Genomic DNA, 24,832 nt, shown 5'->3' on the forward strand with positions numbered 1-24,832 from the left:
GCAGACTCGGTGGTCCTGTGCGTAAGTGGGCCAGCCGCCTCGGCATCGGGCGCTGCATGGGATTGGCGCTCTTACTAGTGACTTTAATTGTTCGGATATGGGATCCTTTGCTTATTGAGGCGTTGCGCTTGCGATCCTTTGATCTCTTTCAGATACTTCATCCGCGTGAAGCGGTCGAACGACCAGTTATCATTGTCGACATCGACGAAGAGAGCCTTGCGGCTGTTGGTCAGTGGCCCTGGCCCAGAACCTTACTCGCAACGATGCTGGAAAACCTGTACCAGGCCGGAACTCTAGCCGTCGGGTTTGACATTGTATTCCCCGAACCTGACCGGATGTCACCGCATATATTTGGAGAGACAATCGGAGGTTTGGACCAGGAACTGCTGACGTTACTGAAACAATTGCCCAGCAATGATCGCGTTTTTGCCGAAGCGCTTGCCAAGGGGAAATCCGTTTTAGGTCAATCAGGGTATCAGAGACGGCTGGGTGAAAATGCTGGGGTCGTCAAAAGAGTGCCTGTTGCTACTGTCGGACAAGACCCGCGGCATTTCCTTGTGCAGTTTCCGGGTATTATCCGCAACACGCCAGAGCTAGAGCAGGCCGCAGCAGGATTAGCGCTTTTCACTCTCTTGCCGGAGCGAGACGGTGTGATACGGCGTGTTCCGGCGATGACAACCGTCGGCTATACCATTGTGCCAGCTCTAGCATTGGAACTGCTTCGACTTTCTGACGAGAAGCAGACCGGAGATCTCCAGCCCATACTGATCCGGACCGATGACGCGGGGGTGCGAAACATTGTGGTCGGAGAAATCGAAGTGCCGACCGACCGGCGTGGACGGATTTGGATCAACTTCTCCTCCTTTGATGAACGCCGCTACCTATCAGCGAAGGATGTGCTGGCTGGATCATTGGCACCTGGCTCTTTGGCCGGAAAACTTGTGATCATCGGTAGCTCGGCAACCGGATTGTTCGATGTCAAGGTTACACCACTCTATCCAGCTATGCCGGGGGTCGAGGTCCATGCACAGCTCATCGAAACGGTTCTGGAGGGATCCTATCTACATCGGCCTAATTATGCTTTGGGCGCAGAGATCATTCTGACTTTGGGCGCGGGTATTTTTGCGATCATACTTGTGCCGCTGCTCGGAGCTTTCTACACACTGGTTCTCGGGGCCGCTTTGTCTGCTACTCTCTTCGGTGGTTCCTGGTATCTTTATATGGATAGTGGGACACTCGTCGACGTCTCTTTCCCTATGGCGGCAAGCTTCTCTGTATTTAGTCTTATGTTATTCGTGAATTACTTCCGCGAGGAGGGAGATCGGCGGAACATACGCAATGCCTTTCGGCAGTATCTGTCTCCTGAGTTGGTCGATGAGTTGGTTCGGCACCCTGATCAGCTGGTCCTTGGAGGCGAGATCAAGCAGATGAGCTTTCTATTCTGTGACGTTCGGGGGTTCACGATGATTTCAGAGCTCTACAAAGCGGACCCACAGGGACTGACACGGCTTATGAACCGGCTCCTAACACCCTTGTCGAATGAAATCGTCCGATATCAGGGAACCATTGATAAATACATGGGCGACGCGATTATGGCATTCTGGAATGCGCCGCTCGAAGACCCAAGGCATCCATTGAACGCTTGTAATGCGGCGCTAGCGATGCTGAAACGCTTGGACATCCTGAACGAACAAAGGCGTCAGGAAGCAAAGGTTTTCAGTCAGCCCTTTCTACCGCTCCGCCTGGGTGTCGGTATCAACACAGGCGAATGCGTTGTCGGTAATTTGGGCTCCGACCTCCATTTTGATTATTCTGTTCTGGGGGACTCAGTTAACCTGGCGTCCCGTCTTGAAGGCCAGTCGAAGCTGTACGGTGTATCAATCATTGTCGGTTCGCGGACAGCATCCGCCGTTACCCGTGATTTTGCGCTTGTGGAACTTGATCTAGTGCGGGTGTTGGGGAAAATGGAGCCGGAGACAATCTTTGCTCTCGTGGGGGATAGCGTTGTGGCCGCGTCATCGGAGTTTTCATCGCTTGTCGGATTCAATAACGAAATGCTTGCCGCATATAGGAAGCGACGCTGGATGGAAGCTTTGGAAGCTCTGGAAAATTGTCGCCTATTCAGCGCTAATTTCGGACTGGAGAGCTTTTACGAGACGATCGAGACCCGCATCCGGGAATTCATTGTTGCGCCACCGCCGGATAACTGGAATGGCGTGTTTACTTCAGACGACAAGTAAGTTGGAAGTAATGAATATGCAAAAGACGAAAGCCGAGTCTATCAGCTTCACCTGCGTGTTATTGTTTCGGATGTTAGTGCGTGCTCAACTGGCGACTCATCGGACTTCTGGTTGGAGCGATGCCACTGCAGCTGGGAATTCCAGCGCTAAATCGCTATGTTCGTGAATCGCTTTTCCGGCACAGTGTCAAATCGCCGCTCTCATGGGACAAGCGCTCAGCAAGGACGACAAGTTATCCAGGCGACTCATATCTCGATTCAGTGCAGCTATGAGTGGGAAATAAACGACGTTATGTTCGTCTAAATGTAGATAGATGTTCATCGACTGAAAGTTGCCGCTGGTATAAATCTCTGGTGTAAAAGCATTATCGAGTGATTCAATAAAACATTGAAATTAAACAATTAATGGCTGCAGGCATCTAATCCCTACGGGCGCGCAATTTCCCTTCTAAGCTACTGATTGTGGTAGTCTCGGCGCTTGTCATTTCGGCGCTGGTACAAAAATGGCTATATCCATGCCGTTCAAGCACAAATCCGGGATCCTTCATTTCCGCCGGGTTGTTCCCGAGGATTGGCGCGGGGGTGTGGGTAAACGGGAGTGGAAATTATCCCTGGATATGGCGTCCCGAACCGAAGCTGAAAAGCTGATCTTGCCCCATCTGACAGAGTCCAACCAGATCATCGATGACATCCGATCTGGAACTTACCGGCGTTATTCTGGATATGATTTAGAGCACATCGCCATCATTTGTGATTTCCTGATTACAGGACAATCCTCATCCTTCAGAGTTTAGCAGCTGGCGAGGTATCGGGCAGAATGACCGACATGGTAGTCTGTGCTCTCAAATGGGTGAAGAACCGACTGTATAATTGCGAAATCTAAGGTCACGCCAATTTCAGATCAGCATGTCACCGTTCTTTTTTCGAACGGCGAAACACCCAGTCCACAGGAAACCAATGGATCCTGAACTTAGGCCCGCATTGGTTCCCAAAACCTTGACGACGGACAACCTGTGAACCTTTCTAAGGCGGGATACCCTCACAACACGACGAAAAATGTGATTGTTATCGCACTCCCAATGACAACAATTACGTGACGAAGAACGTCCACTCGCTCAACACGCCGCACGATCCTCGAGGTGAGGTATGCACCGCATATGTTCGCCATAGCCATCGGGAAAGCTGCTTTCCATTCGATCAGGTCCGCAGTCATGAATGTGACAACAGATACCGTGGACAGAATAGACGCAAGCAGATTCTTGAGCCCGTTCATTCCATGAAGGTTTCTATAGCCTTGTAGCGCGAGAGCGGCGAGCATGATGATACCAAGCCCACCGTTGAAATAACCTCCATAGGTTGTCACAAAAAGAAGGATGATGACCGCCACGCCAGTTGAAGGTATGCCGACAGCGTGGGTCTCTGACAGTTTTCGTAAACGTGGAGAAAAACCGAACAAAAGCGTTGCTGTTAGTAGAAGCCACGGAACAATCACCAGAAAAGCATCTGGAGATGTAACTATCAGCAGAATAGCACCCAACATGCCGCCGAGAGCTGCCACCGTGACGATCATTCCTAGGCTAAGCGCACCTTCGGCATGAATGTCATGACGATAGGCCCAAACACTTGCAATATAGCCGGGAACCGCCATGGTTGTCGCAGTGGCATTGGCAACGATTGGCGGAATACCTAGCCATATCAGAACTGGCAATGTAACGAATGTGCCACCGCCAGCAATAGCGTTCAAAGCCCCACATAAACATCCTGCAGAAACGATAATGAGTAACTCGAACAGGCTTAACCCTCCAAACTCTTTGGAGAGTGTTTAGCAGCTTGCTAAATTGGTATAAAAATTGGTCTAGAATTGATATGAGAAATACGAAAACGTTTAAGGTTCTTTCATTGCTCCGGGAACTTCTAAACACCGGTGAAGTTGCGGTTGGTGAAAAGCTGCCTGCTGAACGGGTGTTAGCGCTACAGTTCTCTTGTAGCCGAGAAACCGTGCGACGAGCTCTCCTCGTGCTTGAGAAAGAAAACGAGGTTTGGCGGCATGTGGGCCAAGGAACGTTTTATGGACCAAGGCCCGGCGCGATTCCGCTCAGGAAAAGTCTTCTGGTTCAAGTGACGTCCGTTGAAGAATTAGTACAGGCAAGATACCTCGTCGAACCAGCTATCGCTGCGGAAGCGGCTCGGAATGCGACGGCGCCAGATATTGCTAGGCTGAACGAATGTATCTCAGTCGGGCGTGTTGGTAATGACAGGTTCGAATGCCAACAGGCGGATGACATCTTTCACCGCACTATCGCTGAGGTGGCAAAAAATAGAATCCTGTATTCAATTCTGACTTTCCTCTCAGAAGCAAGGCGTCGATCAACTTGGCAATCTCAGTGGGATCGCACGTACAGACATATTGGCATCAATGAATTCAAAGGGTCGCACAGTGACCAGCATCAGCGCATTGTATCTGCGATCAATGATAGGGACCCCAAAGCGGCCGAAGTAGAAATGCGTGCGCATTTGCAGACAGTTATCGAGGCTCTTCAGCTAACACCCGGGTCACCACAGCTTTCAAACTTTGATAAAGGACAGGTTCTGTAATTTGGGCTCTATTGCGAATTTCTGGATGTGTCGCGACAAGGCGTTATTTCATAGTGGGTCGTTGCTTCCATGAGCGTGTTTAAGGGGCGACATTTCAGCGGAGAGGTCGTGTTGTGGGCGGTTCGCTGGTATTGCCGGTATGGGATCAGCTACCGGGACCTTGAGCAGATGATGGCCGGGCGAGGCATCCGCGCTGATCATGCCACGATCTACCGGTGGGTTCAGATCTTTGCTCCTGAGATGGAAAAACGGCTGCGCTGGCAATGGTGCCGTCGGTTTCAGGCAGTTGAGGGGCGGCTCCGGTAGGGGCAGGATCGTAAGTTAGCGTAGGTCATCTCCGATTTAGCCACCTGTACTCGCCCGTGAGGAGGATATGCGCCCATCCGAGGGACGAGATGTGCGAGAGAAGCTCTGGCTGACAAGGCAATCCGGCTTGCAACCGCTCAGTCACGGCATGTCCGATGTGTAACGTGTTCCAGTAAATCACAATCACGGCCAGCAGGTTCAACCCTGCCATGCGATAGTGCTGACCCTCGGCAGTACGATCACGGATTTCGCCCCGGCGTCCGATGCACAGGGCGTTCTTAAGAGCGTGATGCGCCTCATCCTTGTTCAGGCGATTTGAGCGCGGCGCTGCATGTCAGTATCGAGCAGCCATTCGAAGATGAACAGGGTGCGCTCGATGCGCCCGATTTCTCGGAGAGCTAGGACCAGCTCATGCTGGCGCGGGTAAGACGCGAATTTCTTCAGCAGCTGGCTGGGTGGCATAATCCCGACCGCCATTGTGGCGATGGCATGCAGGATATCCGGCCAGTTTTCAGCAATCAGCTTTTCCGTGACCTTGCAGCCGATCAAGCGTCTGGCCAGTATGCGGCAACCAAAGAAATAGCAAAAACGACCTGCACCGGACGCTTACGATCTATTAAATGCTTCCCGCAGTAGCTTGGCTGGCGGGCCAAGGGCTTGCTTGGCTTTCCACGCGACACCGACATCCATCGTGGGGACCGTTTCGACCAGATCGATCCGCTCGACCCTCCGCCCATCTAGGGTCCAAGGCCGGTAGGCAACATCGCTCAGGATGGTGACGGCCTGTCCGCATGCGACAAGGCTGCGTACCGCCTCGATAGACGAAGATGTAAACTTAACATCGGGATGGCCTGTCTGTTTGGTCCAGTGCGCGAGCCCTTGTTTATCGGCGTCATCAGATCGGAGAACGGCATAGGGGTATTGGGCCGCTTCTGCGAGTTTCACTGCTTTCCGCTTGGTCAGGGGGTGGTCCACGCTTGTCCAGAGTCGCCGTCTCGATTTATGGAATATCTTGCTCTTGAGACCGATGCCGTCGGTCAGGTTCGAGGTCAGAACCAGCGCTAAGTCAAGTTGACCATTGACAAGCTGCTCTTCCAGAGTCTCCAGTCGTTCTTCAATAAGCCTCACCTCGACTGCCGGATGCTGACGGCTGAACTGCTCGATTACCGGAATTGCGAAGTAGCTCGACAGCGTCCAGCTCATACCAAGCCGGACTATGCCGGACACCTCATCATCACCGATAGCGACGCTTTTTACTGCGGCTTCAAACGAAGCTGCAATGTCATGCGCATGATGTCGGAACTGCTGGCCGGCACGTGTCAATTTGAGGCCTGTTGACAGGCGCTCAAACAGGGCTGTTCCTAAATGTGCCTCCATGTCCTTGATAGAAAGCGTGATCGCCGATTGTGAGATGTTCAGTGCGCGCGCCGCTGCAGATACTTGGCCTGCATCGGCAACGGCGAGGAAGTATCTGATCTGCCGATGAGTCAGCATATAAATTTTTCCAATACATCATATTTGAAGTCTGAATTTTCAATATGGTGCGGCATCTGTCAATCTTCCAATAGATTGTCAGGAGACCAGCAATGAAACCTGATCGTATTGAGCCACACCACGCGGACACGCCAATCCCGCGCCTGAGTGACGAAGAGACCGATAGCAGCATCGTTGTTTATCAAGATCCCGACAACAGGACCATTCTTCAGCGTCTCTTGGCCTGGCGGCAACAGCGTTATCTATGTTCGCAGCGGCCTGTTCGCGAAGAAGCCATGATGGAGGTCGTGGAGCCGGAGTGGCGTGGACACTGGGCTATAGCGAAGTACCTCTGATACTGCATCAGCAGACTTCGAACCCATTGAAGACGGAAGACACTCGAAAACTCCGCCCCCTCATTCGCTCAGGGGACAGAAAACGGCGGTGGAGCGCTTCTACCATGCGAACGCGGATTGGCGCTGTCAGCACGATACCGATCCGAGTGGCGGCCGGGACACGTGGGCTTCCGCGCAAGTGACTTCGATAAAACGTTGCCCTAAAACCAGTTGGTTCGCGTTATCCCAAAATGACCTTTCTGAGGCCGCAAACATGCCGGCATTTCAGCAGACAGGTCGTGTTGTTGGCGTATCGGTCCAGTCTGCCCGCCCTGACGTCTGACAGAGTGCGGTCGATAGTGCCCATCGTCGATAGTGGACATCTTGATGCAGGTTATGGCTGGGAAGAAGCGGTTTTAATCGGACGATGAGAAGCGCTCGATCTGCATGAAAACGCGGACGACAGCTATTTCGCTCGCGCAATTTGCCTGACGCTATTCTATGAACGCCAGTCTGATCCACAAGTGGCTTCATGATCCGCGCTTTGCCCCTGATGGCGGCGCAGAGTGTTCGGCGCCTGAAGAAGAACCTATTTTTCTCCAGGTAGAGGTTGGGAGTGCGGTGCCCGTACCTTCGCAATCCGATACTCTGGTTTGTGCCACTGCATTGACCGGCCCAGTTTCGGCACGGCGTGTGGACATCACGCTGAACAGATTCGAAAGACTGTGAGGCTCGACGACTCAGTGGATCGAACAAGCTTTCACGATAGAACTATGCAGTATGTCCAAGCCTTTCATTAATCCAGCTTCTGAGATCGTCAATGGTGGCATAACCTTGAGAACGTTGTCATCTGCTCCACAGGTTTCAATTATTAGACCACTTTTGAAGGCTGTTTTAACCACCGTCTCAGCCAGCTCTGGCGCATTTAGCTCAAATCCGAATACCATCCCTTTTCCTCGGATTTCTTTCACCCACTGAAGTGGGATTTTCTCTGCTGTTCGTTCGAGGCTATCTCTAATAATCCGCCCCTTTTTGACTATTGAGTCAGAAAACTCACTTGATCGCCAATAGTCGAGTGCAGCCGATGCTGTGACAAAAGCGAGGTTGTTTCCTCGAAATGTTCCGTTGTGCTCACCAGGCCTCCAAATATCAAGTTTAGGTTTCAGGAGGGTAAGAGCCATCGGCAATCCATACCCTGAAATAGACTTAGATAGGCAAATTACATCTGGATCTAAGCCATGTTCTTCAAAGCTGAAAAATGTACCCGTGCGACCACAACCCATCTGGATATCATCGACAATGAGAAGTGCGCCAACTTCCCGGCACAGTCTTTGAAGACCCCTTAGCCAGTCGCCGCTAGCGACATTAATTCCCCCCTCCCCTTGAATAGTTTCAAGTAATATAGCTGCCGGAGGTTCGATACCACTCCCTTTTCCGGACAGCAAACCTTCGGCATAGATTAAACTGTCCATGTTGTGCCCGAAATACCCGTCGAACGGAAACCTCGTTACGTTGCCCAATGCACCGATCGTTGCCTCTCGATGTTTCTTGTTTGCCGTTGCTGCAAGGGCGCCCAGAGTCACTCCATGAAAGCCATTGGTAAATGCGACTACGTTGAACCGGCCGGTCACTTTTCGAGCCAGCTTCAAGGCGGCTTCAACAGAATTCGTACCGGTCGGGCCAACAAATTGCATTTTGTAGTGCATCGATCTCGGCGCGAGAATTGTTGAGTTAAACTTTGAAATGAAATCGCGTTTCGCAGATGTGAACAAATCCAAACTCATTGTTACACCGTTTGCGGAAATATAGTCTTGTAGAATTTTTTGAAGTAGCTCGTTGTTGTGCCCGTAGTTTAAAGCGCCTGCACCGGAAAGAAAGTCGATGTATTCGTTGCCGTCTTCGTCAGAAAGCGTATGCTCTTTTCCTGTAGTGAAAACTGTAGGATAACTTCGGCAATACACGCGAACTTCGGACTCTGATTCTTGAAAGTCTGAAATGTCAGCCATTTGTCACCTGCCTTTCAATTACATTGTGGTGTCGGCGCACCGGTCCAGTATCAGCGTACTTATTTGTTCTCCCTCACCGATGTTGTAGACGGTAGGTACAGTTGTAATCGTCAATCGACTCCCATCTATCTGAAAAAATCGCTTCTGATGAGTGCCAACCCAAGCTTCGTTCCACGCAACATCCACATGGTGAGTTACGGTGTTATCAGAAACGGTATAGGTGCCACTGTAGGATACCAACCTCTTGTGATGATCTATCCGATCAGCATCATTTTTTAGGGTTTCACGTGTCTCTGGAATAACAAGAGCCATCATCCTCTGCTCTCTCGTATAGATTAGATATCCCCGCGGATTCTGACCAAATACATGCTTTATTTCATTTGATTGTAAGTCCTTTCGGACGTAGCTGACGAATTTCCAAACTCCAATTAGGCGTTCATATTTTACTTGAGGGTTTCTATTTTGAGCATCTTGTGGAGTAGATGACATTACATTCTCACTCTTTTGTACTATAGCATCAGTGCATTGCAGGCCTTGGCTAGTAAGGTAGGCCAACATAGTTCTCTGCCAGAGCTGTTGATGCAGCTTTTGAAGAAAGTACATAATCAAGTTCAGACTCTCGGATTCGTTGGTCGAACCTGTTTGCTTCTGGAAATTGATGAAGCATTGTCGTCATCCACCATGCAAAACGAACGGTCTTCCAGACGCGACCTAATGCCAAGTCGGAATATGATGAAAGACCAGTTTCTGACCCTTTGCTATAAAAGTCATGAAATGCTGTGAAAAGGTAATGAACGTCGCTCGCAGCTAAGTTCAAGCCTTTTGCGCCGGTGGGCGGAACAAGGTGTGCGGCGTCACCTGCGAGGAAGAGATTGCCGGATTGCATGGGCTCGCTAACAAACGAACGTAGAGGTGTAACCGTCTTATCGAACGATGGCCCTGTGACTAAGGAGTCGCTAAATCGCTCTGGCAGCCGCAGTTTCAATTCATCCCAAAATCGCTCATCGGTCCAGTCTTCTACGCGAGTTCCGACAGGTAGTTGAAGATAATAGCGTGTTCTTGTCTTAGAACGAATAGAGCAAAGAGCAAAACCACGCGAATGCTTCGAATAGACTTGTTCATCTGAACAAGGTCGCACTTCCGCAAGAAGGCCCAGCCAACAGAACGGATAGATATGTTCGTATTGACGCAGCGTATTTGGTGGCAGTGATTGACGGCTAACTCCATGATTGCCGTCGCATCCTGCTATAAAATCACAGTCTATGCTGAATTTACTTCCGCCTTTTTCATAGGTTACGTAAGGTCGGTCATCATTTACGTCCCAGAGCTTCACATCAGACGCGTTGTAAATTGTTTGTGCGCCTGTCGACTCCCGTTTTTCCATTAAATCTCGAGTAATCTCCACCTGGCCGTAAACTGTCACGCCCGTACCACCCGTCAATTGCTCGAGGTCCAAACGTTTAATGTTTTCGCCACGTGCAACCAGTATTCCGCTATGATGGAGTGCCTCCGAATGAAGGCGTGTTGCGACACCTGCTTGGTCCAGTAGTCCTACAGTACCCTGTTCTAAGACGCCGGCTCTGACACGGCTTAGTATTCGCTGCTTGTCTGCTCGTTCGACAATCACATTGTCAATGCCGGCCTCGGTCAAAAGCGCACCCAGAAGTAAGCCAGCAGGACCTGATCCAATGATCGCGACACTTGTCTTCATTTGCAATTCTCCCGACCTGAAACGGACTATTACTCTGGTTGAGTCTTGGTCTTCATGTGGGAACAACATGTTCTTCTAGAGATTGCGCTATAGTTCCCGCCCTTATTGACAGAAGACTGAATGAACCCGCATCGCCGAACCCGTGCGAACTCTCGCACAGCCCATTGATGTAAATGGGCGGAGTTTTTGCGCCATTCAGTTTCTGTAAACGGTAGTCCCTCGTTATGGACACACCGCCATCCTCTCTGAAAACTGTAGAGTCGATCAGATTTTCCAACAGAGGATGATAGGGCTCTTGTTCAGGCCCAGTGCCGAAATTCTTAAAACCCGTTGCCAATATGACTGCGTCCAGAGTAACGGTTTGCCTTTCTAAAGAATGCCTGTCTGACAATTCCAGCATGATTTTCTTATCAGTGCTTGATGAGGAGACGTTTTCAATCTCCTTATTCTGTAACAGTACAATCTTTTCATCAGATTGAACTTTTTGTTCATACAGTTTAAAGTTTAATTCATCGATCACATCATGGTCAGCGGCGCCGTAATTGCTGCGCCATAGTTCGCGGGTCAGTGATTTTTGTGAATTTATTGATGAGCTATAAAAATAGTCGACAAACTCGGGATAATATATCTGCTCGGTAAAGGGACTGAGGTCTTTTTGTTTAAAGCCAAATCCGCGGCTGATGTTTGTTACCTTTACCCACGGAGTTCGCGAATTTATGTCTAGTATTATCTCGATCGCACTTTGGCTCCCTCCGACAACACCGATATGTAAATTCGATTGTTCAGAGGTCCACCTTTCCACCGAAGAAAGGTAGTCGGTCAAATGAATGACCCGATCTCCCATGAGTTTTGAAAACTTCTCGGGTATGTGGGGAGAACGTCCGGCCCCAAAGGAAAGCGACCGAGCTAAGTATTCCGATCCTTCACAATCACATACTCTAACTAGCGGATCATCTCCCTCCACCGGAGCAATAGACGAAACTACGCAACTCAACTTAGCATTATTTGAAAACTGCCTGGCAACCCAATCGATGTATCCGGTGTATTCGCTTCTCGGCGGAAAGGGCGCACTCAGGTTCAAGTAATCGAGAAGGCGGTCATTCTCTTTCAAATAGCACAAAAACCCGTACTTGCTCTGAGGATTTCTTAGTGTCACTAAATCTCGTAGGGGATTGTGTTGGATGTCAGTACCTGGGAGCATCATATTTGGATGCCAGGAATGGTGATCACGGGCCTCCAAAAAGAGAACGTTTTCGAGTAAGCCTCTTTCTTCCAAAGCGATAGCCAACGCAATGTTTGAGGGGCCAAACCCGATCCCGATGCAATCGTAAACGCGGTTCGTCTGGCAAACTGAAGTTTTGCTCTTCATAACTACGATTCCCGATTCTTGGATTACAAATGTCGCAGATTTGCTTCTTAGAGATGATGGGAGTTCAAGCACCCGGCAATAAGAAGAAAGAAGACATGCCCATTAGTCGAACAAGAGATTGATTTATATGTCCAAGAAGACAGTCTCTCTTGCCCCCTGCAAATAGATGTTGAATTTGTAGATGTCGCCTTCCAACTCTGCCAGCAGAGTGGAAGCTCTATGTTGGTGTTCGAGCTCTGTCAGGACAGCGTCTTCCGCGTTCGCGTCACCCTCGTCTGCGAAGTACATTCGGGTGTGCAGCCCCAGATTGATGCCGCGCGCGACAATCCAAAAGGTAATGTGAGGCGCCATTCGCGCTTCACTTCCAATTGGAACTCGGCCTGGCTTAATGGTTGAAAATGAGTAGATTCCAGTTTCCGGATCTACGGGAATGCGGCCCCAACTGAAGAAGTTTTTGTCGCATTTTCCGGAAGGGTCGAAGGGGCTGTTGTATCGTCCTTTAGCATCAGCTTGCCAAACCTCGATTATTGCATCGTTTATCGGCGAACCAACCCCATCGAAGATTTGGCCGGTCACGACTATGCGCTCTCCTTCCGTCTTGTCATTTATTAGCGCCCCTCCAAGGTCGTTTTCGTAAACACTGTGAATTCCGGTAAAATTGGGAGTTAATCCCATTTGCACAAACGGACCAGCTGTCTGAGACGGCGACTCTTTGAGTTGAGTGTGTTGGAAGGCCATCGCTTTTCCTCATTCATGGTTTTCGAAAAATGTCATTCGACGGCCCCGCAAAACGACGTCAAATCGATATGCTAACGCGTCCATCGGTGCCGAATTTTCGATGTCTGGCTTTGCAAGCAAAGTTTCGATGGCATCGGTATCAGAAATGCTCCTGACAATGGGGCATTGCCAAACAAGCGGGTCGCCTGAAAAATACATCTGGGATATGAGTCTCTGCGCAAAGGCGTAACCAAATACCGAGAAGTGTATATGTGGTGGACGCCAGGCGTTCGGGCCATTTGGCCAAGGGTAGCCGCCAGGCCTAATGGTACGAAACCAATAGTGGCCTTCATTATCGGTAATGAAGCGGCCAAACCCGCCGAAGTTTGGATCTAGTGGCACAGCTATGTTGTGGGTCTTGTGCCTATATCTGCCGCTCGCATTTGTCTGCCAGAACTCGACAAGTACACCCTTCATTGGCCGTTTGTGTTCATCGACAACTTTGCCATGAACAATGATAGGCTCACCGGTGGCGGCCTCGCCAGATCTTGCGTAATTGTGAATCAGATCATTGTCTTGTTTTCCCAAAATTTCCTTTGAGAAAACTGGCCCGGTCATTTCGGAAACCGTATTGGCCACTGAGAGTGCCGGTAACTTGGGCGCACGCGCGATCGTATATTTGTAGTCTGCTGTATAGGCCTTGGGTTGCCAATTCGGGTCCCGCGCGATGAATGGACCTTGTGTCTCTTGGCTATTGTAGTCAGCATCATGTGTCATCATTCATTTTCCTATTGACCGATACCCTGGAGGGGGTGTTGAGCAACATGGCTAAGCCGATCCATAGAAGTGGCGATACTGCTTTCTGCAGTTCGCAACGACATCGGCTTCATCTTCATCTTCGGCTTCTGCAAAACGATCTGCGTGCATGGACTTAAAATCGCTCGGTGGCGTGCCTTCGAGGATCCACGATGCCATGCCTTCGCCGATTGCCGGTGCGATCGAAAGGCCTGCGACATTGCATCCACTTGCGAAATAGAACCCGTCCAATCCGGGAGATGGACCCAGCAGGTGCCTGCCATCGGGTGTCATGGTCGGCAGTCCACCGCGTAGCGTGGCGACACCAACCTTTTCTAGGACGGGTAATTGTTCCCGCACATCCTTCGCCGCGGCTTTCATAATCGACAAGTCGAGCGAAAGATCCGCTGTGTCGAAGGAGCTATCCAAATCTTGCGAGCTCAGCGTTCTGGGGTTTTCCTCAAAAACCCCCCAGAGCAAGCCTTTGCCATAGGTGCGGGTATAAACAGCAGCGTCCATAATCCTCACCATGGGTGTCTTCGCACTCGCCCCATCTAGCGGTTCGGTTATTATTGCTTGATGACGGGTAGGTATCAGTGGCAGGTCAATTCTGCATTTGGCGGCTATCTGTCGGGACCAAGCACCAGCAGCATCGACGACATAAGGAGTGTTTATCTGGCCGCGTGGCGTTTTCACTCCAACAACTTTATTTCTGGATGTTACGATGTCTATTGCCGGTGTATTGGGAAGGAGGTGAACGCCGTGCCTGACTGCGGCGGCAGCGTATCCAGTGGCAATTTGCTGCGGCTCAAAGTAACAATCGTCGTGGATATGCAGGATCCCGGTAATTCCTTCTGGGCGCAAAAAGGGGTTCAGCCGAGCGCCTTCATCAGGACTTATGCGTTCGACATTCAACCCATTTTCGATCGCGCGCTTGAGATCCCCGTCCAAAACTGCGTCATCTTCTGGTCGACGGGCAATTTTCAAACTGCCGCTATTCTCCCACATAAGAGGTTGATCAAGATCTCTCGTGAAAGTCTCAATTTTGACGCGTGCACGCTTGATTAATCTAATCATTGATGCACTTTTTCTCAGCAGACTGACCATTCCAGCTGCTCGAGGTGACGTCTGTGATCCGGGTTGATGGGAATCTAACAGGGCTATGCTTAGGTTCGAACGAATAGCGAGGTTGTAAGCCAATGCGGTGCCGAGCGCACCGGCTCCAACAATTATGATATCAGCACTTTTCACGGTTGAACTCGCTCCATTTTAGGGTTCTTCGTTGCCTTCAGATCAGGAGATTTGGACATACGGACCACATCAAGCATCAACCGTTGGAGCTTCCGTTAATATTGATAAGTCATGATCCTTTGCACGGCGTTGCACCCACCGGCGATATTCAACGCCAAGCTTGTCGCTGCTAAGGTGGATTTCGTCACGGACGTTGACAGGGAGGGGATGAGGCCGTTGTGTTTCGACCATTCGACGATCTTGATTGAAAACCAAGTCCTGGCGCTTCAAAATCTGCTCGGTCGTCAGTTCCTCGCCAAAATTGATCGCCACAATCAGACGAACAATACATTTGTTCTGTTCGACCGGAGTGGCCATCATAAGCGTGCAGAAGCGTTCCGTGTCTCCGGTCTTTTTTTCAAAGTATGCGGTCGTTGGGCTGCTGCATGAAAAGGCGTACTTCGCTGTAACCGGTATCCCCCGGTGATCCCCGTACGGCTGAAAAACCTTTATCTCGCTTGTCGTTAATCCCTCGGGCGTAACGTTCACGTCATAGGTTTCAAGCTCATCCGGAGCATTGGGGTCGCCGTTTAGATCGGCATGTACAAATGGGAAGTGGGCAACGTCGAGGAAGTTCTCGATGGCGCGCAAAGCATTCGCCTGGTAAACGTACGGACCGGCACTTACTTTACGATAATCGTCGTCGAGCCAATTCGGAAATGCTGGAACTTCACCCTTTGGTTCCCCGATGCAGACCCAAATGTAACCGTAACGCTCCTCCGCTTTGTGCGTGTAAGCTCTGGAGCGGGGCCCGGGCGTGCGCGAAGGATGCGCCGGGTAGTGCCGACACTGTCCTTGGCCATCATATTCCCAGCCGTGATAAGGACAAACCAGTCGATCACCTTTGACCCAACCCAGGGACAGTTTGGCGCCACGATGGCGGCAATAGTCTTTCCAGGCATGGATGGCTCCGTCATGTCTCCATACGACCAGATCTTCCCCCATAAGCCGGATGGGCAAAATTTTGTCTTCTTCTACTTCACTACTCAGGCAAACAGCGTGCCAATCATTAACGATCGCTCGATAATCGATTTGAGATACGTCCCAAGTTGGTTGAACCGGCATAGTTACCGTTTTATTCATGTTCCGAACTCCCAATATCGCCTCTTGATAAGTCAGCCGTTTCTTTTCCCGTCTCTTCAGCTGGGTATTGCCAGGGCCGCCATTTTCTATATTCCAACTCGTAACTAGGTATTTGACAGAGCTATTCTTTTTATGTTGGCGTTCTTTTTGGCATCCCGTTCCATTAAGAGGCGCTTCAATGCGGCTCTTCGGTCTTTTTCTGCTTTCTCTTGAGATAGTTTGAAGCGACCCTCAAATTTACGCACGGTGATGACAAGCCGAGTAATCATCGAGCTGAGATTACGTAAATGCGGCAAACTATGATCGAGTCTCCATGGCTTCGACCCGCATTCTAACTGCGCAGCAAGGTCATCAATGTCTTTGAGAATTTCCACGCCCGGACTTGTGACAGCGGCGGTACCGTAGGCGTGGAGCCGAATGTAATTCCACGTGGGCAATTGCTGAGTTACATAGTCACTTGGTGAAATGTAGCTGTCTGGACCTGAAAAAACGGCCAGCACATCCGCGCCGTTTAACCCTAGTAGCTGGCTGTTATTATTGTCGAGATGGCCAACAAGCTGTATTGATTTGGAAGCGGTTTCTTTCCATACGAGAGGGATATGAGAACTGAAAAACTCCTCACTGTCTTTGCTAACAATCAAACTAAGCGGATAGTCTGATATAATAGTCTTAGCAAAACCGATATCATCGTTTCTGTATATGTTGCCTTGATACATAATAATCTCGTTTTGATACGCTAAGTTTCAGCAGTCTTGCCGCCACTAAGAGTTGAGATTAATCCTGCAAAACTGCAGTATACTCTCACTTGACAACTGTATTACGCCATGCGTTGTGCCTCGCCGGCTTTGAATGCCTTAAGATGGTTTTTGAGTATGGTCACCGCTTCGGCCGAGGCACATGGACCAACGCCGAACGCCCTCTCGACAATGCATGCCTCACCGAGGACATCGTTTGAGAAGTTCAAGATGCCGGCCTGGCCTTTACGCAGGGCGCGCATGACTTCGAACCCTTTGATTGTCGCATAGGCGGACTTCAGGGTCTTAAAACAGCGCATCGGTCGGATTAGTTGCTTCAGCTTGCTGTGACCGGCCTCAACGATGTTGTTGAGGTATTTGACCTGGCGATGTTTGGTTTCTTTGGGACATTTGCGATCCGCTTTCAACTCGGAATTGGCAGCGCCAAATGTTGGCGCCTTGTCGGTGTTGATTGTATGGAGCTTTGCCCAGTCTTTCAGAGCCCTCAGGGCTTTGGCCAGGAACCGCTTCGCCGCCTTGTTATTCCGGGTAGCAGAGAGATAGAAATCGATGGTGTTCCCGAACTTGTCCATGGCGCGGTAGAGATATACCCATTTGCTACGAACCTTGACGTAGGTCTCGTCAACACGCCAACTGCCTGAAACCGGACGGCACCATTGCCAGCGCAGCCGTTTTTCTATCTCAGGAGCAAAGGTCTGAACCCACCGGTAGATCGTGGCATGATCAGCGCGGATGCTTCGCCCGGCCATCATCTGTTCAAGATCCCGGTAGCTGATCCCATACCGGTAATACCAGCGAACCGCCCACAACACGACCTCTCCGCTGAAATGTCGACCTTTAAACATGCTCATGGAAGCACTGACCCACTATGAAATAACGCCTTGTCGCAATACATCCAGAAATTCGCGAAAGAGCAGACTCGCTGCTCTCCGATAGCCGATCCATCGCTCTGCAGTAATTGAAAGTCACGCTATTAGGAAAAGGCCAAAATTGACAACCTGTAAGAGTAGACAGGTGACGTGCTATCGCCTATTGATAGATCATAGCATTCAACGAGTGGTTGGAAGTTGATTTCAATTACAATCTTTGAGCATCAGAGGGCGAGAAAATAGGATTATTGTAGGGCTTTGACCTGTTTCCGCGTGAGAATTTTATCCGCACAGAGCTTGCGTTCAGTCCGAACTCGGCGAACCTATTTGCAACCGACCTAATGTTGCATTTGAAAGGCAAGTACAGCGCCATCGAGATCAAAAGTCTGGATAACCCGTAGCTCCGATGAGGTTGGAATCGATGACACAGATCGACAAGGTTGACGGCTCTTCCAAGGATTTGTTTTCGTGTATGTCGGTGTTTACGAATATCCGATCAACCGACGCTTTAGCCGCTGGTTTAGAGAAAGTTGCCAGGGTCTATGGGTTCGACTGGTATCAGCTGATATTGGGCGATTCGTCTGGTTCCGAAATGAACGTTAGTCCAATCGCGAGCAATTTGCCGCCGACATGGTGGAAGCAGTACAAAGACAAAAAGTTTTCACGTATTGATCCAGTATTTACCCATTGTCGATTGCGCTCGACACCAGTCATCTGGTGGGGAACGTCGAAAGTAACAATGGCGGTTCGTGTCTCGCCGGACAGACTTATGGCGCAGGCTGCTAGATCCGGCATCGGCAGCGGTATAAGTTTCCCCTTGCGGGGAGCAAATTCCGAATGGGGAGTGTTGAGCTTGATGTGCCGAGACGCCCTAACACACTCGCAATGCCGTATTGAAAGCGCTCTGGCTCCTGTTAGGCTTCTAGCGGACGTAGTGTTTGAGGCTGCCTGTCTGAGCAAGCGCAATTTCGTTGTTAGTGGTGCGCGTTCGATGACGAACCGAGAAGACGAATGCCTGAGTTGGTGCGCCCAGGGTAAGACAAGTTGGGAAATTGCGCAGATTCTCGGTATTAGCGAACGAACAGTTCTCTTCCATATGCAGAACGTCTCACGAAAGCTTGGCGTTGCGAATCGCGCTCAGGCAGTAGCGAAGGCGATTTCCGAATTGAATTGGTCTATTCGAAGTGATCCGCCTCCGTAGTTTCCATCTCACGAAGTTGGCGATCGCGAAAGCACCTGTTCGCCAGAGCATTTTCTGATGATTTGAAGTCGTACCCGGCGGCCCTGAAACAGTTTTCGCATTCTTTAGGCGTGAAGGTTTCGATGGCGAGTGTGATGGCGTCCCCGCGATCGTCTTTGGTGCGAGCGGCGGTCTTTTCAAGGAAAGCTCTGAGCTTTGAGAAGGCCATTTCTATTGGATTACAGTCTGGGCTGTAGAGCGGCAGGAAACGCAACACAGCAACGGTCGCTTCGATGGCCCCACGGATGGCGATAGGCTTCTGGGCGGGCAGATTTTCTATGATGACGATGTCGCCGGGCTTCAGAGTGGGGCCGAACACCTACTCCACATAGGCCAGGAAGGCGGCTCCATGCATAGCGTTGTCCAGTACCATGGGTGCAGCATTCCGCGATCTGAATCTCACGGCCTACCATGAGACAGGACAGTACAAGAACGACAGGGCGGAAAACTCGCACCAACCCGTGCGACGAAGAGAGCGAAAGATGTTGGGTTTCAAGTCTCCAGGATCAGCCCAACGATTTCTCGCTATTCGCTTTGTTGTCTAAAACCTCTTCAACACGCAGTGCCACCTCATTTCACGAAAGACCAATCAGCAGTTCCGCAGTGAAGCTCACGCTCAATGGCGGAGCGTCGCATTGGCTGCATAGCCGAAACTCGTATGAGATTTCGTGATTCAGCAGCGGTTAAGTTACCAATGCCGTGACCTGTCTCATGCCGTCAATGGGTCGATGTTAACGATAGACCCGCTGATCCCGTGTTTGGGATGCCAGCTTACGCATTGCAGGATCACGCTTCCGCCAAAGTGACGAAACTCGAGAAAATCCATCAACCACGATCCAGGAAAATTGCATTCCCTAACGCCCAGAGAGCGATAACCGGGTTCTTTGTAAGAGAGCCCTCGTAACTTACGCAGGCTGCGGTTTGACAGATTTTGGTTACCAAGAGCTGGCGTCGGCGGCTTGCCGGGCCCGTAGAATCCAGGCCGGGACCAGGTCGCGCCAGTCGGGGTGCTGGTGCCGGAAGAACTCGGACGCGACCTGCAGCGCAGCTACCGCATGATTTATTTCCAATCGGGATTGCCAGTGTCTGGGAACTTTGGCGAAGTATTCTTCAGTGAATACGCGTGCAGCGAGTTCGACATGCTCCGGCAAAGCACCAAAGCGAAGAGGCATCGCCCTCAACCGTGCCAGCATCGTGGCGACATCTAGTACAGGATCAGCTGCGCCGAAGGTGTCAAGGTCGATAAAGACAATCCGCTCGCCGTCGAGAAACATATGGTCGGGTTTGAGATCGAGATGCGCGGGTCGAAGTTGGGTTCGTGCTAGGGCCGCTGCAGCAACATCTGCAATAGCCTGCACATCGCCGAGTAACGCCGGGCAAGCCCAGGAAACATACTGACCCGCCACCTTGGTTCTGGCAATCACCGCATCTGCGGCCGCGGGCGGCTGGACGGACCAGAGATGGAATGCCGCCAGCCCATGCGCTGCTTTGCGTGATGCTGTCTCGATATCGTCGCCATCCAGGATTGCCTGCTCAAAGGAAACGCCGGGCGCTTCCTCGACAATGAGGGCGGAGAGTTCCTCGAGATATGTAACGGGCCTCGTAAAAGTGAAGGCTTGTGTCGTCGCTTGCGCCTGGGCATGCAACGTCTGCAGCAGAAGGGCTTCGCGCGCGCCTTCCCCGGCCCGCCCCACCTTGACATAAGACCTCTGCGTCTTGCGCTGGCAGTTTCGCTCCTCCAGTGCTTCGACGGAAAATCTCAAAACAGCCCCGGACAGAGCACGATAGCGTGCGGTTTGGATATCCTGTCGAGTGATCTTCCAGCCGCCTGCGCCCAGTGTCTGGACAAGTCCGGCTTCGAGCTCCGCGGCCATGCCGGAAACAATTCCTGGCAGACTCGGCAAACGACGGTCACATGGGAAGGCCTGCACCAACATATGTGGAGCTGGCAGATAAAAGGCGGGACCGAAGGCATGCCACCCTTCAGACGCCGGCTCTTCAATACAAGCGGCGAGAAGCTTTTTCAAACGGCGGCGCGGTCGCTCGTCCGGATAGATGATTCCGGTCAGCCAAACTGCCTCACACGGCCCCGTTTTCACGGAAACCAGGTCGAGCTCATAATGCACGAAACAGTGTTCCCGCGGGCGATAGCGAATACGCAAGAGGCGACATTCCCTAATCCGGTATTCAGCACCGCTCACCCGAAGCAGCTCGGCCGAGAACATGGCCTGCATTGCCGTCGGGTCGACTGCTAGAGGAATGCCGGGCATCATCGGATCATTGGGAAAAGCAGCGCGTGGCTCCGAGACAACACTGGTTTCACCGGTCTTCAATGTCTGTTCGAGCACTGTGTCCGTGCCTTTTTGCATCACGCTCTCCTACGACTGTGCTCTCGATTATGCGGTAATTCCGGCATTGGTCGTCCTCTCCTGATCTCTAGTCACGTCAGTGACGTCGATGATCTTTCCCTCGCGTAGCACCAGGGTCCGGTCGGCGTCCAACGCCCCGCGGGGATCATGAGTAATCACCAGACAGGTTTTCCGTGCGACCAATCGTTTAAGCGCTTTGCATACTTCGGCTTCGCTCGCGGTATCCAGGCCCACCATGGGTTCGTCGAGAATAATGATCGGCGCATCGCGAATCATGGCGCGTGCAATGGCGATCCGCTGCCGTTGGCCGCCTGACAGAGACGCCCCGCGTTCCCCTACAATCGTTTCGTACCCATCAGGCAGGGCTTCAATGAAATCGTGCGCATCGGCCGCTTTTGCAGCGGCGATGACTTCGCCCATCGTGGCCTCCAAGTGGCCATAAGCAATGTTGGCGCGGATTGATGCGCGAAAGAGCACGCTATCCTGCAACACGATGGCGATTTGCTTGCGCAGGGATTCCAGCGTGTAGGCGCCGACCTCGGTGCCGTCAATACAGACCCGACCCGATGAGGGCTGATAGAAGCGGAGGATCAGGTTCGCGATTGTCGACTTCCCTGAGCCGCTCTCGCCCATCAGTGCGACCGTCTCGCCGGCGGCGATCCGGAAATCGACACTCCTCAGCGCAGGACGATCGGGCCGATACCCAAACTTAACCTGATCGAACAGGATCTCACCTTTAAAGGGCGGCGCCGGTCTTGCATCGGCGTGGTCCCTGATTTCCGGCTCAAGGTCCAGAATCGACGCGACCCGCTGACCGCAGACGGTCGCTTTGGCAATGCGGCTGGATATCGACGCCAGACGCCGGATCGGCTTATACATACCGGTCAGATAGGCGGTAAAAACCAGCAGATCGCCAGGTGTGAGCGCGCCAGCCTGCACGCGCACCACGCCGTACCAGACAACGGCGCAGGTGCCGAATGCTAAAATCACCTGGACCAGTCGCTCGAGATGCGCCTCTAGCCTCGTTCCTGTGAGGCTGGCCTCAGTGCTGCCTTCAACCTGTTGTGCGAAACGCTGCTCTTCCTGTGCTTCTTGTGCATAGGCCTGGACGATCCTGATCGACGTGATGCCCTCGGTCATCACCTGCGTGATCTGGCTTTCCTTCCGGCGTTGTTTTCGCGCGGCCCCCTTGATTTGCGGAACCAGCCTGGCCGTCACGATGACCAAAGGCAGCAAGACCAGAAGCGCAACGAGCGTCAGGCGCCAGTCCATCAGCGCCATCACGATGATCGCACTAGCCACCAACAGAAGACGTCCGGCCAGAAAGAATCCGGTATCTACCAAAAGTTGACGCATCAATCCGACATCACCGGTCAGCCGGGCCATCAGATCGCCTGAGCTGCGCTCATCGTGGAAAGACTGCGACAGCCGTTGGATATGGCTGAAGAGCTGCAGACGGATGGCGGCCCCAACCCGCTGACTCACAATCGACATAAAATACGCCTGTCCGAACCCGAACACTCCTCCGAGCAGGGCAATGGCCAGGATAGAGAGTGCGGCAACAGCGAGCAGCGTCGCACCGCCCCCGGTCAAAAGTGCCAAGTCGGCGAGCCAACCGCCGTGACTGCGCTCAGGCATCAGTATCTCATCGAAAATGAGTTTGAGCGGCCAGGGGCGCGCCAGCTCCATGACCGTAACCGCCAACATGCAAAGAGCCGTTCCCACCAGGACCTTGCGGTATGGACGCAGGTGCGGAGCAAAGCGTGCAAGCAGCTGCCAAAAGCTCCGGACTTTAAAGCGCTTGTCCCGTTGTTCCGCTGGTTTGAAGGATGTCATGTCTGCGCCCCCCAGCTCCGCGGATACTCTATTGCCATGAGGACGCTCCACTTCCATCTTTACCCAATGCCGTGGAGGCGGCGAGGAGGTCATGCCAGAACTTTCGCTCCAGTGCTTCGGGCAGATCGGCGGGATCATGCACGGTCATCAAAAAGGCACCCGGGCCTCCGATCACGTTCTGCTCGAAATACGCCGGCAGATCGCGCCGGCCGCCGAAAACCACCCCGTTTATAGTTGCGCCCTGGCGGATCGCCTCGTCACGCTGCAGGTTGGGCTCGGAGCCGATGTTATCCGCGCCGTTGCTCAGAATATTGATGATCGTGCGGCGCCCCTGAAAAGGTGCGCTCCGAGCAAATCTTGAGGCGATGGCGACAGCTTGGGAAACGTCGGTTCTGCCGCCAGCGGATAGTGAAACAGGCTGCTCAGCAGCATCAGGCGCCTGATCATGACCGACATAATGCGCACGGTCTATACGTGGAGCGGTGCTGAGCTGCGCAGCTACCTCGGCAGCGTCCTCACGATCGGCAACTTCAGCCCAGGGCACGATGACCCTGACCTGCCCGCCGCTCGACCAGGTAAAAGCCATGAAGCCGATGCGCTGTGTCAGACCTTTATCGACGAGCGAGAGAAAGTGAGGATCGACAACCCCACGTGCGAGACCGGTGTATTGCAGCCACTCCTCATGACGGGTGATCGAATCCGACACGTCAACGGCGGTAATCAGGTTGACATCAGTGGAGATCAACCCGGATCTATCACCCGCAATTGCGGGACGGAGTGGTGAGACAGTATTCAGCACGACGGCAAGTGCCAGGACTCTGAATAGCATTGTTTCGCTTCCTCACAGTTTTTTTTGGGCACGACAGCGCCGGCACAGCAGCCAAAGGAGGCCACCCGGTCAAAATCCCTCATCAGGCCAGATCACATCCTCCATAAGACTTCGCAGTGTCGCCCGCCGTTCTGAGGTGAAGGAGTAGATTGCGGCAAGCCGCAGCAATGCAGCACGTGTCCAGGTCAAAATGCGGTTTGCCGGAATCGGGTCCATAGCTGTTATAATGGCGGCTTCGGCGCCAAGCCGTCTCCGGCCGCTTCTTATGCCCGCCAAGCGGAGGTGCGCGATCAGGTTACCGACGTCCAATGCCGGGTCGCTGAGCCGCAGCGTGTCAAAATCGAGCAAGCCGATGCTGTTTCCATCAACCAGAATTTGACCCTCGTGGAAATCCCGGTGACAGGGCACGGGCGGCATATGCGGCAGGCGATGAAGATCATCGCGCACCAGGTCAAAGGCCTCGGCAAAGCGGTCCGTACGGTCCGGGAAGACTTCATGTATCCGATCACACCAGGCGCGCAAAATGGTGAGTTCGTCGGTAACAGTGTGGTGTTCAACCGGAAGGTCCGGAACCCGTTGCAGGCGGCGTAAAGCTTGCGCGATCAAAGCCGGTTCACTGCCTTCGAAAGTGGGGGAAATACCAGGCAGAGCGGAGAACGACGCAGCCCCATAATTTGGGTCGAAACCGAGGGGTCGGGGCAGCTCCACAGCCCCGCGCAGCCGTTCGAAGAGGGCGACGTGCCGCTCGTATGCGCGCCGGCCCGATGTATTGGAGATCGGCCGAAGCTTCGCGAAAACTCGCTTTGGCTCGGCGTCAAAAGAATCGAACTGTAGAACGGCGCGCTTTCCCAGCCTGTGCGCCCGCAGGGTGACCGCGAGGTTGGCCGTGACCTGGCCATCAGGCATTGTGAAGCTTCTTGCTGCCTGACGATCGTGAAGCAATCGCAGACCAGGGAGCCGGCCGTCGAAGCCTGGGCGGCGCAGAACCAGACCGGACCCGGTTTCTCCCTGTAGA

The 24,832-nt window shown here is 52.3% G+C and carries 23 protein-coding genes and 2 pseudogenes; 7 read left to right on the forward strand and 18 right to left on the reverse strand.

Going from position 1 to position 24,832, the window contains the following annotated elements; all coding sequences use genetic code 11:
• Window positions 1–56 precede the first annotated feature (56 nt).
• The gene (locus FKG95_RS01505; RefSeq protein WP_142894464.1) at window positions 57–2,240 is read left to right on the forward strand and encodes a CHASE2 domain-containing protein; all 2,184 of its coding nucleotides are present in this window, start codon (window positions 57–59) and stop codon (window positions 2,238–2,240) included.
• A 514-nt stretch (window positions 2,241–2,754) separates the two neighbouring features.
• On the forward strand, window positions 2,755–3,033 hold the full coding sequence (locus FKG95_RS01510; RefSeq protein WP_142894466.1) for a DUF6538 domain-containing protein: 279 nt from the start codon (window positions 2,755–2,757) through the stop codon (window positions 3,031–3,033).
• 245 nt (window positions 3,034–3,278) lie between these two features.
• On the opposite strand, the gene FKG95_RS01515 is transcribed toward FKG95_RS01510, so the two are convergent.
• Window positions 3,279–4,031 carry a sulfite exporter TauE/SafE family protein gene (locus FKG95_RS01515; RefSeq protein ID WP_142894469.1) on the reverse strand — a complete coding sequence of 251 codons (753 nt, stop codon included), beginning with the start codon at window positions 4,029–4,031 and terminating at the stop codon, window positions 3,279–3,281.
• Window positions 4,032–4,105: 74 nt separating this feature from the next.
• Between FKG95_RS01515 and FKG95_RS01520 the strand changes: the two genes are divergently transcribed.
• Together FKG95_RS01520 and FKG95_RS01525 are read left to right on the forward strand one after the other, a co-directional pair.
• Window positions 4,106–4,834 (forward strand): FadR/GntR family transcriptional regulator, encoded by a 729-nt coding sequence (locus FKG95_RS01520; protein WP_142894472.1) that lies wholly within the window; start codon window positions 4,106–4,108, stop codon window positions 4,832–4,834.
• 69 nt (window positions 4,835–4,903) lie between these two features.
• Window positions 4,904–5,107 (forward strand): annotated as a pseudogene (locus tag FKG95_RS01525) (IS6 family transposase); the annotation flags it as partial.
• A gap of 58 nt (window positions 5,108–5,165) precedes the next feature.
• On the opposite strand, the pseudogene FKG95_RS01530 reads toward FKG95_RS01525, so the two are convergent.
• Together FKG95_RS01530 and FKG95_RS01535 are read right to left on the reverse strand one after the other, a co-directional pair.
• Window positions 5,166–5,668: pseudogene (locus FKG95_RS01530) on the reverse strand (Tn3 family transposase); the annotation flags it as partial.
• A gap of 78 nt (window positions 5,669–5,746) precedes the next feature.
• Window positions 5,747–6,634, reverse strand: coding sequence for a LysR family transcriptional regulator (locus FKG95_RS01535; protein WP_142894475.1), 888 nt, complete (start codon window positions 6,632–6,634; stop codon window positions 5,747–5,749).
• Window positions 6,635–6,726: 92 nt separating this feature from the next.
• On the opposite strand from FKG95_RS01535, the gene FKG95_RS01540 reads away from it, so the two are divergent.
• Window positions 6,727–6,969, forward strand: coding sequence for a hypothetical protein (locus FKG95_RS01540; RefSeq protein ID WP_142894477.1), 243 nt, complete (start codon window positions 6,727–6,729; stop codon window positions 6,967–6,969).
• 719 nt (window positions 6,970–7,688) lie between these two features.
• Here FKG95_RS01540 and ectB read toward each other — a convergent pair.
• The 10 genes from ectB to FKG95_RS01590 form a co-directional block, all read right to left on the reverse strand.
• Entirely contained in the window at window positions 7,689–8,954 is a 1,266-nt protein-coding gene (gene ectB / locus FKG95_RS01545; protein WP_142894479.1) for a diaminobutyrate--2-oxoglutarate transaminase, read from the reverse strand.
• Between the two features lie 18 nt (window positions 8,955–8,972).
• Entirely contained in the window at window positions 8,973–9,557 is a 585-nt protein-coding gene (locus tag FKG95_RS30405) for a lipocalin-like domain-containing protein (RefSeq protein ID WP_142894482.1), read from the reverse strand.
• On the reverse strand, window positions 9,493–10,665 hold the full coding sequence (gene pobA, locus FKG95_RS01555; protein ID WP_142894484.1) for a 4-hydroxybenzoate 3-monooxygenase: 1,173 nt from the start codon (window positions 10,663–10,665) through the stop codon (window positions 9,493–9,495). The genes FKG95_RS30405 and pobA overlap by 65 nt, the downstream gene beginning before the upstream one ends.
• Window positions 10,666–10,717: 52 nt before the next feature.
• Window positions 10,718–12,034 carry a SidA/IucD/PvdA family monooxygenase gene (locus tag FKG95_RS01560; protein ID WP_142894487.1) on the reverse strand — a complete coding sequence of 439 codons (1,317 nt, stop codon included), beginning with the start codon at window positions 12,032–12,034 and terminating at the stop codon, window positions 10,718–10,720.
• Window positions 12,035–12,157: 123 nt separating this feature from the next.
• Window positions 12,158–12,772 carry a protocatechuate 3,4-dioxygenase subunit alpha gene (gene pcaG / locus FKG95_RS01565; RefSeq protein ID WP_142894489.1) on the reverse strand — a complete coding sequence of 205 codons (615 nt, stop codon included), beginning with the start codon at window positions 12,770–12,772 and terminating at the stop codon, window positions 12,158–12,160.
• A gap of 9 nt (window positions 12,773–12,781) precedes the next feature.
• The gene (gene pcaH, locus FKG95_RS01570; RefSeq protein ID WP_246116649.1) at window positions 12,782–13,531 is read right to left on the reverse strand and encodes a protocatechuate 3,4-dioxygenase subunit beta; all 750 of its coding nucleotides are present in this window, start codon (window positions 13,529–13,531) and stop codon (window positions 12,782–12,784) included.
• 48 nt (window positions 13,532–13,579) lie between these two features.
• On the reverse strand, window positions 13,580–14,797 hold the full coding sequence (locus FKG95_RS01575; RefSeq protein WP_142894492.1) for an NAD(P)/FAD-dependent oxidoreductase: 1,218 nt from the start codon (window positions 14,795–14,797) through the stop codon (window positions 13,580–13,582).
• 69 nt (window positions 14,798–14,866) lie between these two features.
• Entirely contained in the window at window positions 14,867–15,919 is a 1,053-nt protein-coding gene (locus FKG95_RS01580; protein ID WP_218940038.1) for an aromatic ring-hydroxylating dioxygenase subunit alpha, read from the reverse strand.
• 104 nt (window positions 15,920–16,023) lie between these two features.
• The gene (locus tag FKG95_RS01585; protein WP_142894494.1) at window positions 16,024–16,635 is read right to left on the reverse strand and encodes an FMN-binding negative transcriptional regulator; all 612 of its coding nucleotides are present in this window, start codon (window positions 16,633–16,635) and stop codon (window positions 16,024–16,026) included.
• Between the two features lie 101 nt (window positions 16,636–16,736).
• The gene (locus FKG95_RS01590) at window positions 16,737–17,525 is read right to left on the reverse strand and encodes an IS6 family transposase (protein ID WP_142894496.1); all 789 of its coding nucleotides are present in this window, start codon (window positions 17,523–17,525) and stop codon (window positions 16,737–16,739) included.
• Window positions 17,526–17,964: 439 nt separating this feature from the next.
• Between FKG95_RS01590 and FKG95_RS01595 the strand changes: the two genes are divergently transcribed.
• On the forward strand, window positions 17,965–18,744 hold the full coding sequence (locus FKG95_RS01595) for a helix-turn-helix transcriptional regulator (protein WP_179953875.1): 780 nt from the start codon (window positions 17,965–17,967) through the stop codon (window positions 18,742–18,744).
• Here the strand turns inward: FKG95_RS01595 and FKG95_RS01600 are convergent.
• Window positions 18,719–19,102 (reverse strand): transposase, encoded by a 384-nt coding sequence (locus FKG95_RS01600; RefSeq protein ID WP_142894500.1) that lies wholly within the window; start codon window positions 19,100–19,102, stop codon window positions 18,719–18,721. The genes FKG95_RS01595 and FKG95_RS01600 overlap by 26 nt on opposite strands.
• 52 nt (window positions 19,103–19,154) lie before the next feature.
• Here FKG95_RS01600 and FKG95_RS30300 point away from each other — a divergent pair, with 52 nt between their 5' ends.
• Window positions 19,155–19,328 (forward strand): DDE-type integrase/transposase/recombinase, encoded by a 174-nt coding sequence (locus FKG95_RS30300; RefSeq protein WP_425456720.1) that lies wholly within the window; start codon window positions 19,155–19,157, stop codon window positions 19,326–19,328.
• A 390-nt stretch (window positions 19,329–19,718) separates the two neighbouring features.
• Here FKG95_RS30300 and FKG95_RS01605 read toward each other — a convergent pair whose 3' ends face one another.
• From FKG95_RS01605 to FKG95_RS01620, 4 genes are all read right to left on the reverse strand, one after another.
• The gene (locus FKG95_RS01605; protein ID WP_142894502.1) at window positions 19,719–21,152 is read right to left on the reverse strand and encodes a phosphotransferase; all 1,434 of its coding nucleotides are present in this window, start codon (window positions 21,150–21,152) and stop codon (window positions 19,719–19,721) included.
• Between the two features lie 27 nt (window positions 21,153–21,179).
• Window positions 21,180–22,988: an ABC transporter ATP-binding protein gene (locus FKG95_RS01610; protein WP_179953876.1), complete on the reverse strand. Its 1,809-nt coding sequence runs from the start codon at window positions 22,986–22,988 to the stop codon at window positions 21,180–21,182.
• A 28-nt stretch (window positions 22,989–23,016) separates the two neighbouring features.
• Window positions 23,017–23,733, reverse strand: a complete 717-nt coding sequence (locus FKG95_RS01615) for a DUF1194 domain-containing protein (protein ID WP_179953877.1) — start codon at window positions 23,731–23,733, stop codon at window positions 23,017–23,019.
• Window positions 23,734–23,886: 153 nt separating this feature from the next.
• Window positions 23,887–24,723, reverse strand: coding sequence for an aminoglycoside phosphotransferase family protein (locus FKG95_RS01620; protein WP_179953878.1), 837 nt, complete (start codon window positions 24,721–24,723; stop codon window positions 23,887–23,889).
• Window positions 24,724–24,832: the final 109 nt, after the last annotated feature.

This window comes from Denitrobaculum tricleocarpae (assembly GCF_007004665.1).
Classification (GTDB): Bacteria; Pseudomonadota; Alphaproteobacteria; order Kiloniellales; family Kiloniellaceae; genus Denitrobaculum; species Denitrobaculum tricleocarpae.

Excerpts from the sequence above, each read along its gene's own strand:
- FKG95_RS01505 (WP_142894464.1), top strand. The coding sequence starts at position 57 with ATGGGATTGGCGCTCTTACTAGTGACTTTAATTGTTCGGATATGGGAT.
- FKG95_RS01510 (WP_142894466.1), top strand. The coding sequence starts at position 2,755 with ATGCCGTTCAAGCACAAATCCGGGATCCTTCATTTCCGCCGGGTTGTT.
- FKG95_RS01520 (WP_142894472.1), top strand. The coding sequence starts at position 4,106 with ATGAGAAATACGAAAACGTTTAAGGTTCTTTCATTGCTCCGGGAACTT.
- FKG95_RS01535 (WP_142894475.1), bottom strand. The coding sequence starts at position 6,634 with ATGCTGACTCATCGGCAGATCAGATACTTCCTCGCCGTTGCCGATGCA.
- FKG95_RS01540 (WP_142894477.1), top strand. The coding sequence starts at position 6,727 with ATGAAACCTGATCGTATTGAGCCACACCACGCGGACACGCCAATCCCG.
- ectB (WP_142894479.1), bottom strand. The coding sequence starts at position 8,954 with ATGGCTGACATTTCAGACTTTCAAGAATCAGAGTCCGAAGTTCGCGTG.
- FKG95_RS30405 (WP_142894482.1), bottom strand. The coding sequence starts at position 9,557 with ATGTACTTTCTTCAAAAGCTGCATCAACAGCTCTGGCAGAGAACTATG.
- pobA (WP_142894484.1), bottom strand. The coding sequence starts at position 10,665 with ATGAAGACAAGTGTCGCGATCATTGGATCAGGTCCTGCTGGCTTACTT.
- FKG95_RS01560 (WP_142894487.1), bottom strand. The coding sequence starts at position 12,034 with ATGAAGAGCAAAACTTCAGTTTGCCAGACGAACCGCGTTTACGATTGC.
- pcaG (WP_142894489.1), bottom strand. The coding sequence starts at position 12,772 with ATGGCCTTCCAACACACTCAACTCAAAGAGTCGCCGTCTCAGACAGCT.
- pcaH (WP_246116649.1), bottom strand. The coding sequence starts at position 13,531 with ATGATGACACATGATGCTGACTACAATAGCCAAGAGACACAAGGTCCA.
- FKG95_RS01580 (WP_218940038.1), bottom strand. The coding sequence starts at position 15,919 with ATGAATAAAACGGTAACTATGCCGGTTCAACCAACTTGGGACGTATCT.
- FKG95_RS01585 (WP_142894494.1), bottom strand. The coding sequence starts at position 16,635 with ATGTATCAAGGCAACATATACAGAAACGATGATATCGGTTTTGCTAAG.
- FKG95_RS01590 (WP_142894496.1), bottom strand. The coding sequence starts at position 17,525 with ATGAGCATGTTTAAAGGTCGACATTTCAGCGGAGAGGTCGTGTTGTGG.
- FKG95_RS01595 (WP_179953875.1), top strand. The coding sequence starts at position 17,965 with ATGACACAGATCGACAAGGTTGACGGCTCTTCCAAGGATTTGTTTTCG.
- FKG95_RS30300 (WP_425456720.1), top strand. The coding sequence starts at position 19,155 with ATGGGTGCAGCATTCCGCGATCTGAATCTCACGGCCTACCATGAGACA.
- FKG95_RS01605 (WP_142894502.1), bottom strand. The coding sequence starts at position 21,152 with ATGCAAAAAGGCACGGACACAGTGCTCGAACAGACATTGAAGACCGGT.
- FKG95_RS01610 (WP_179953876.1), bottom strand. The coding sequence starts at position 22,988 with ATGACATCCTTCAAACCAGCGGAACAACGGGACAAGCGCTTTAAAGTC.
- FKG95_RS01620 (WP_179953878.1), bottom strand. The coding sequence starts at position 24,723 with ATGCCTGATGGCCAGGTCACGGCCAACCTCGCGGTCACCCTGCGGGCG.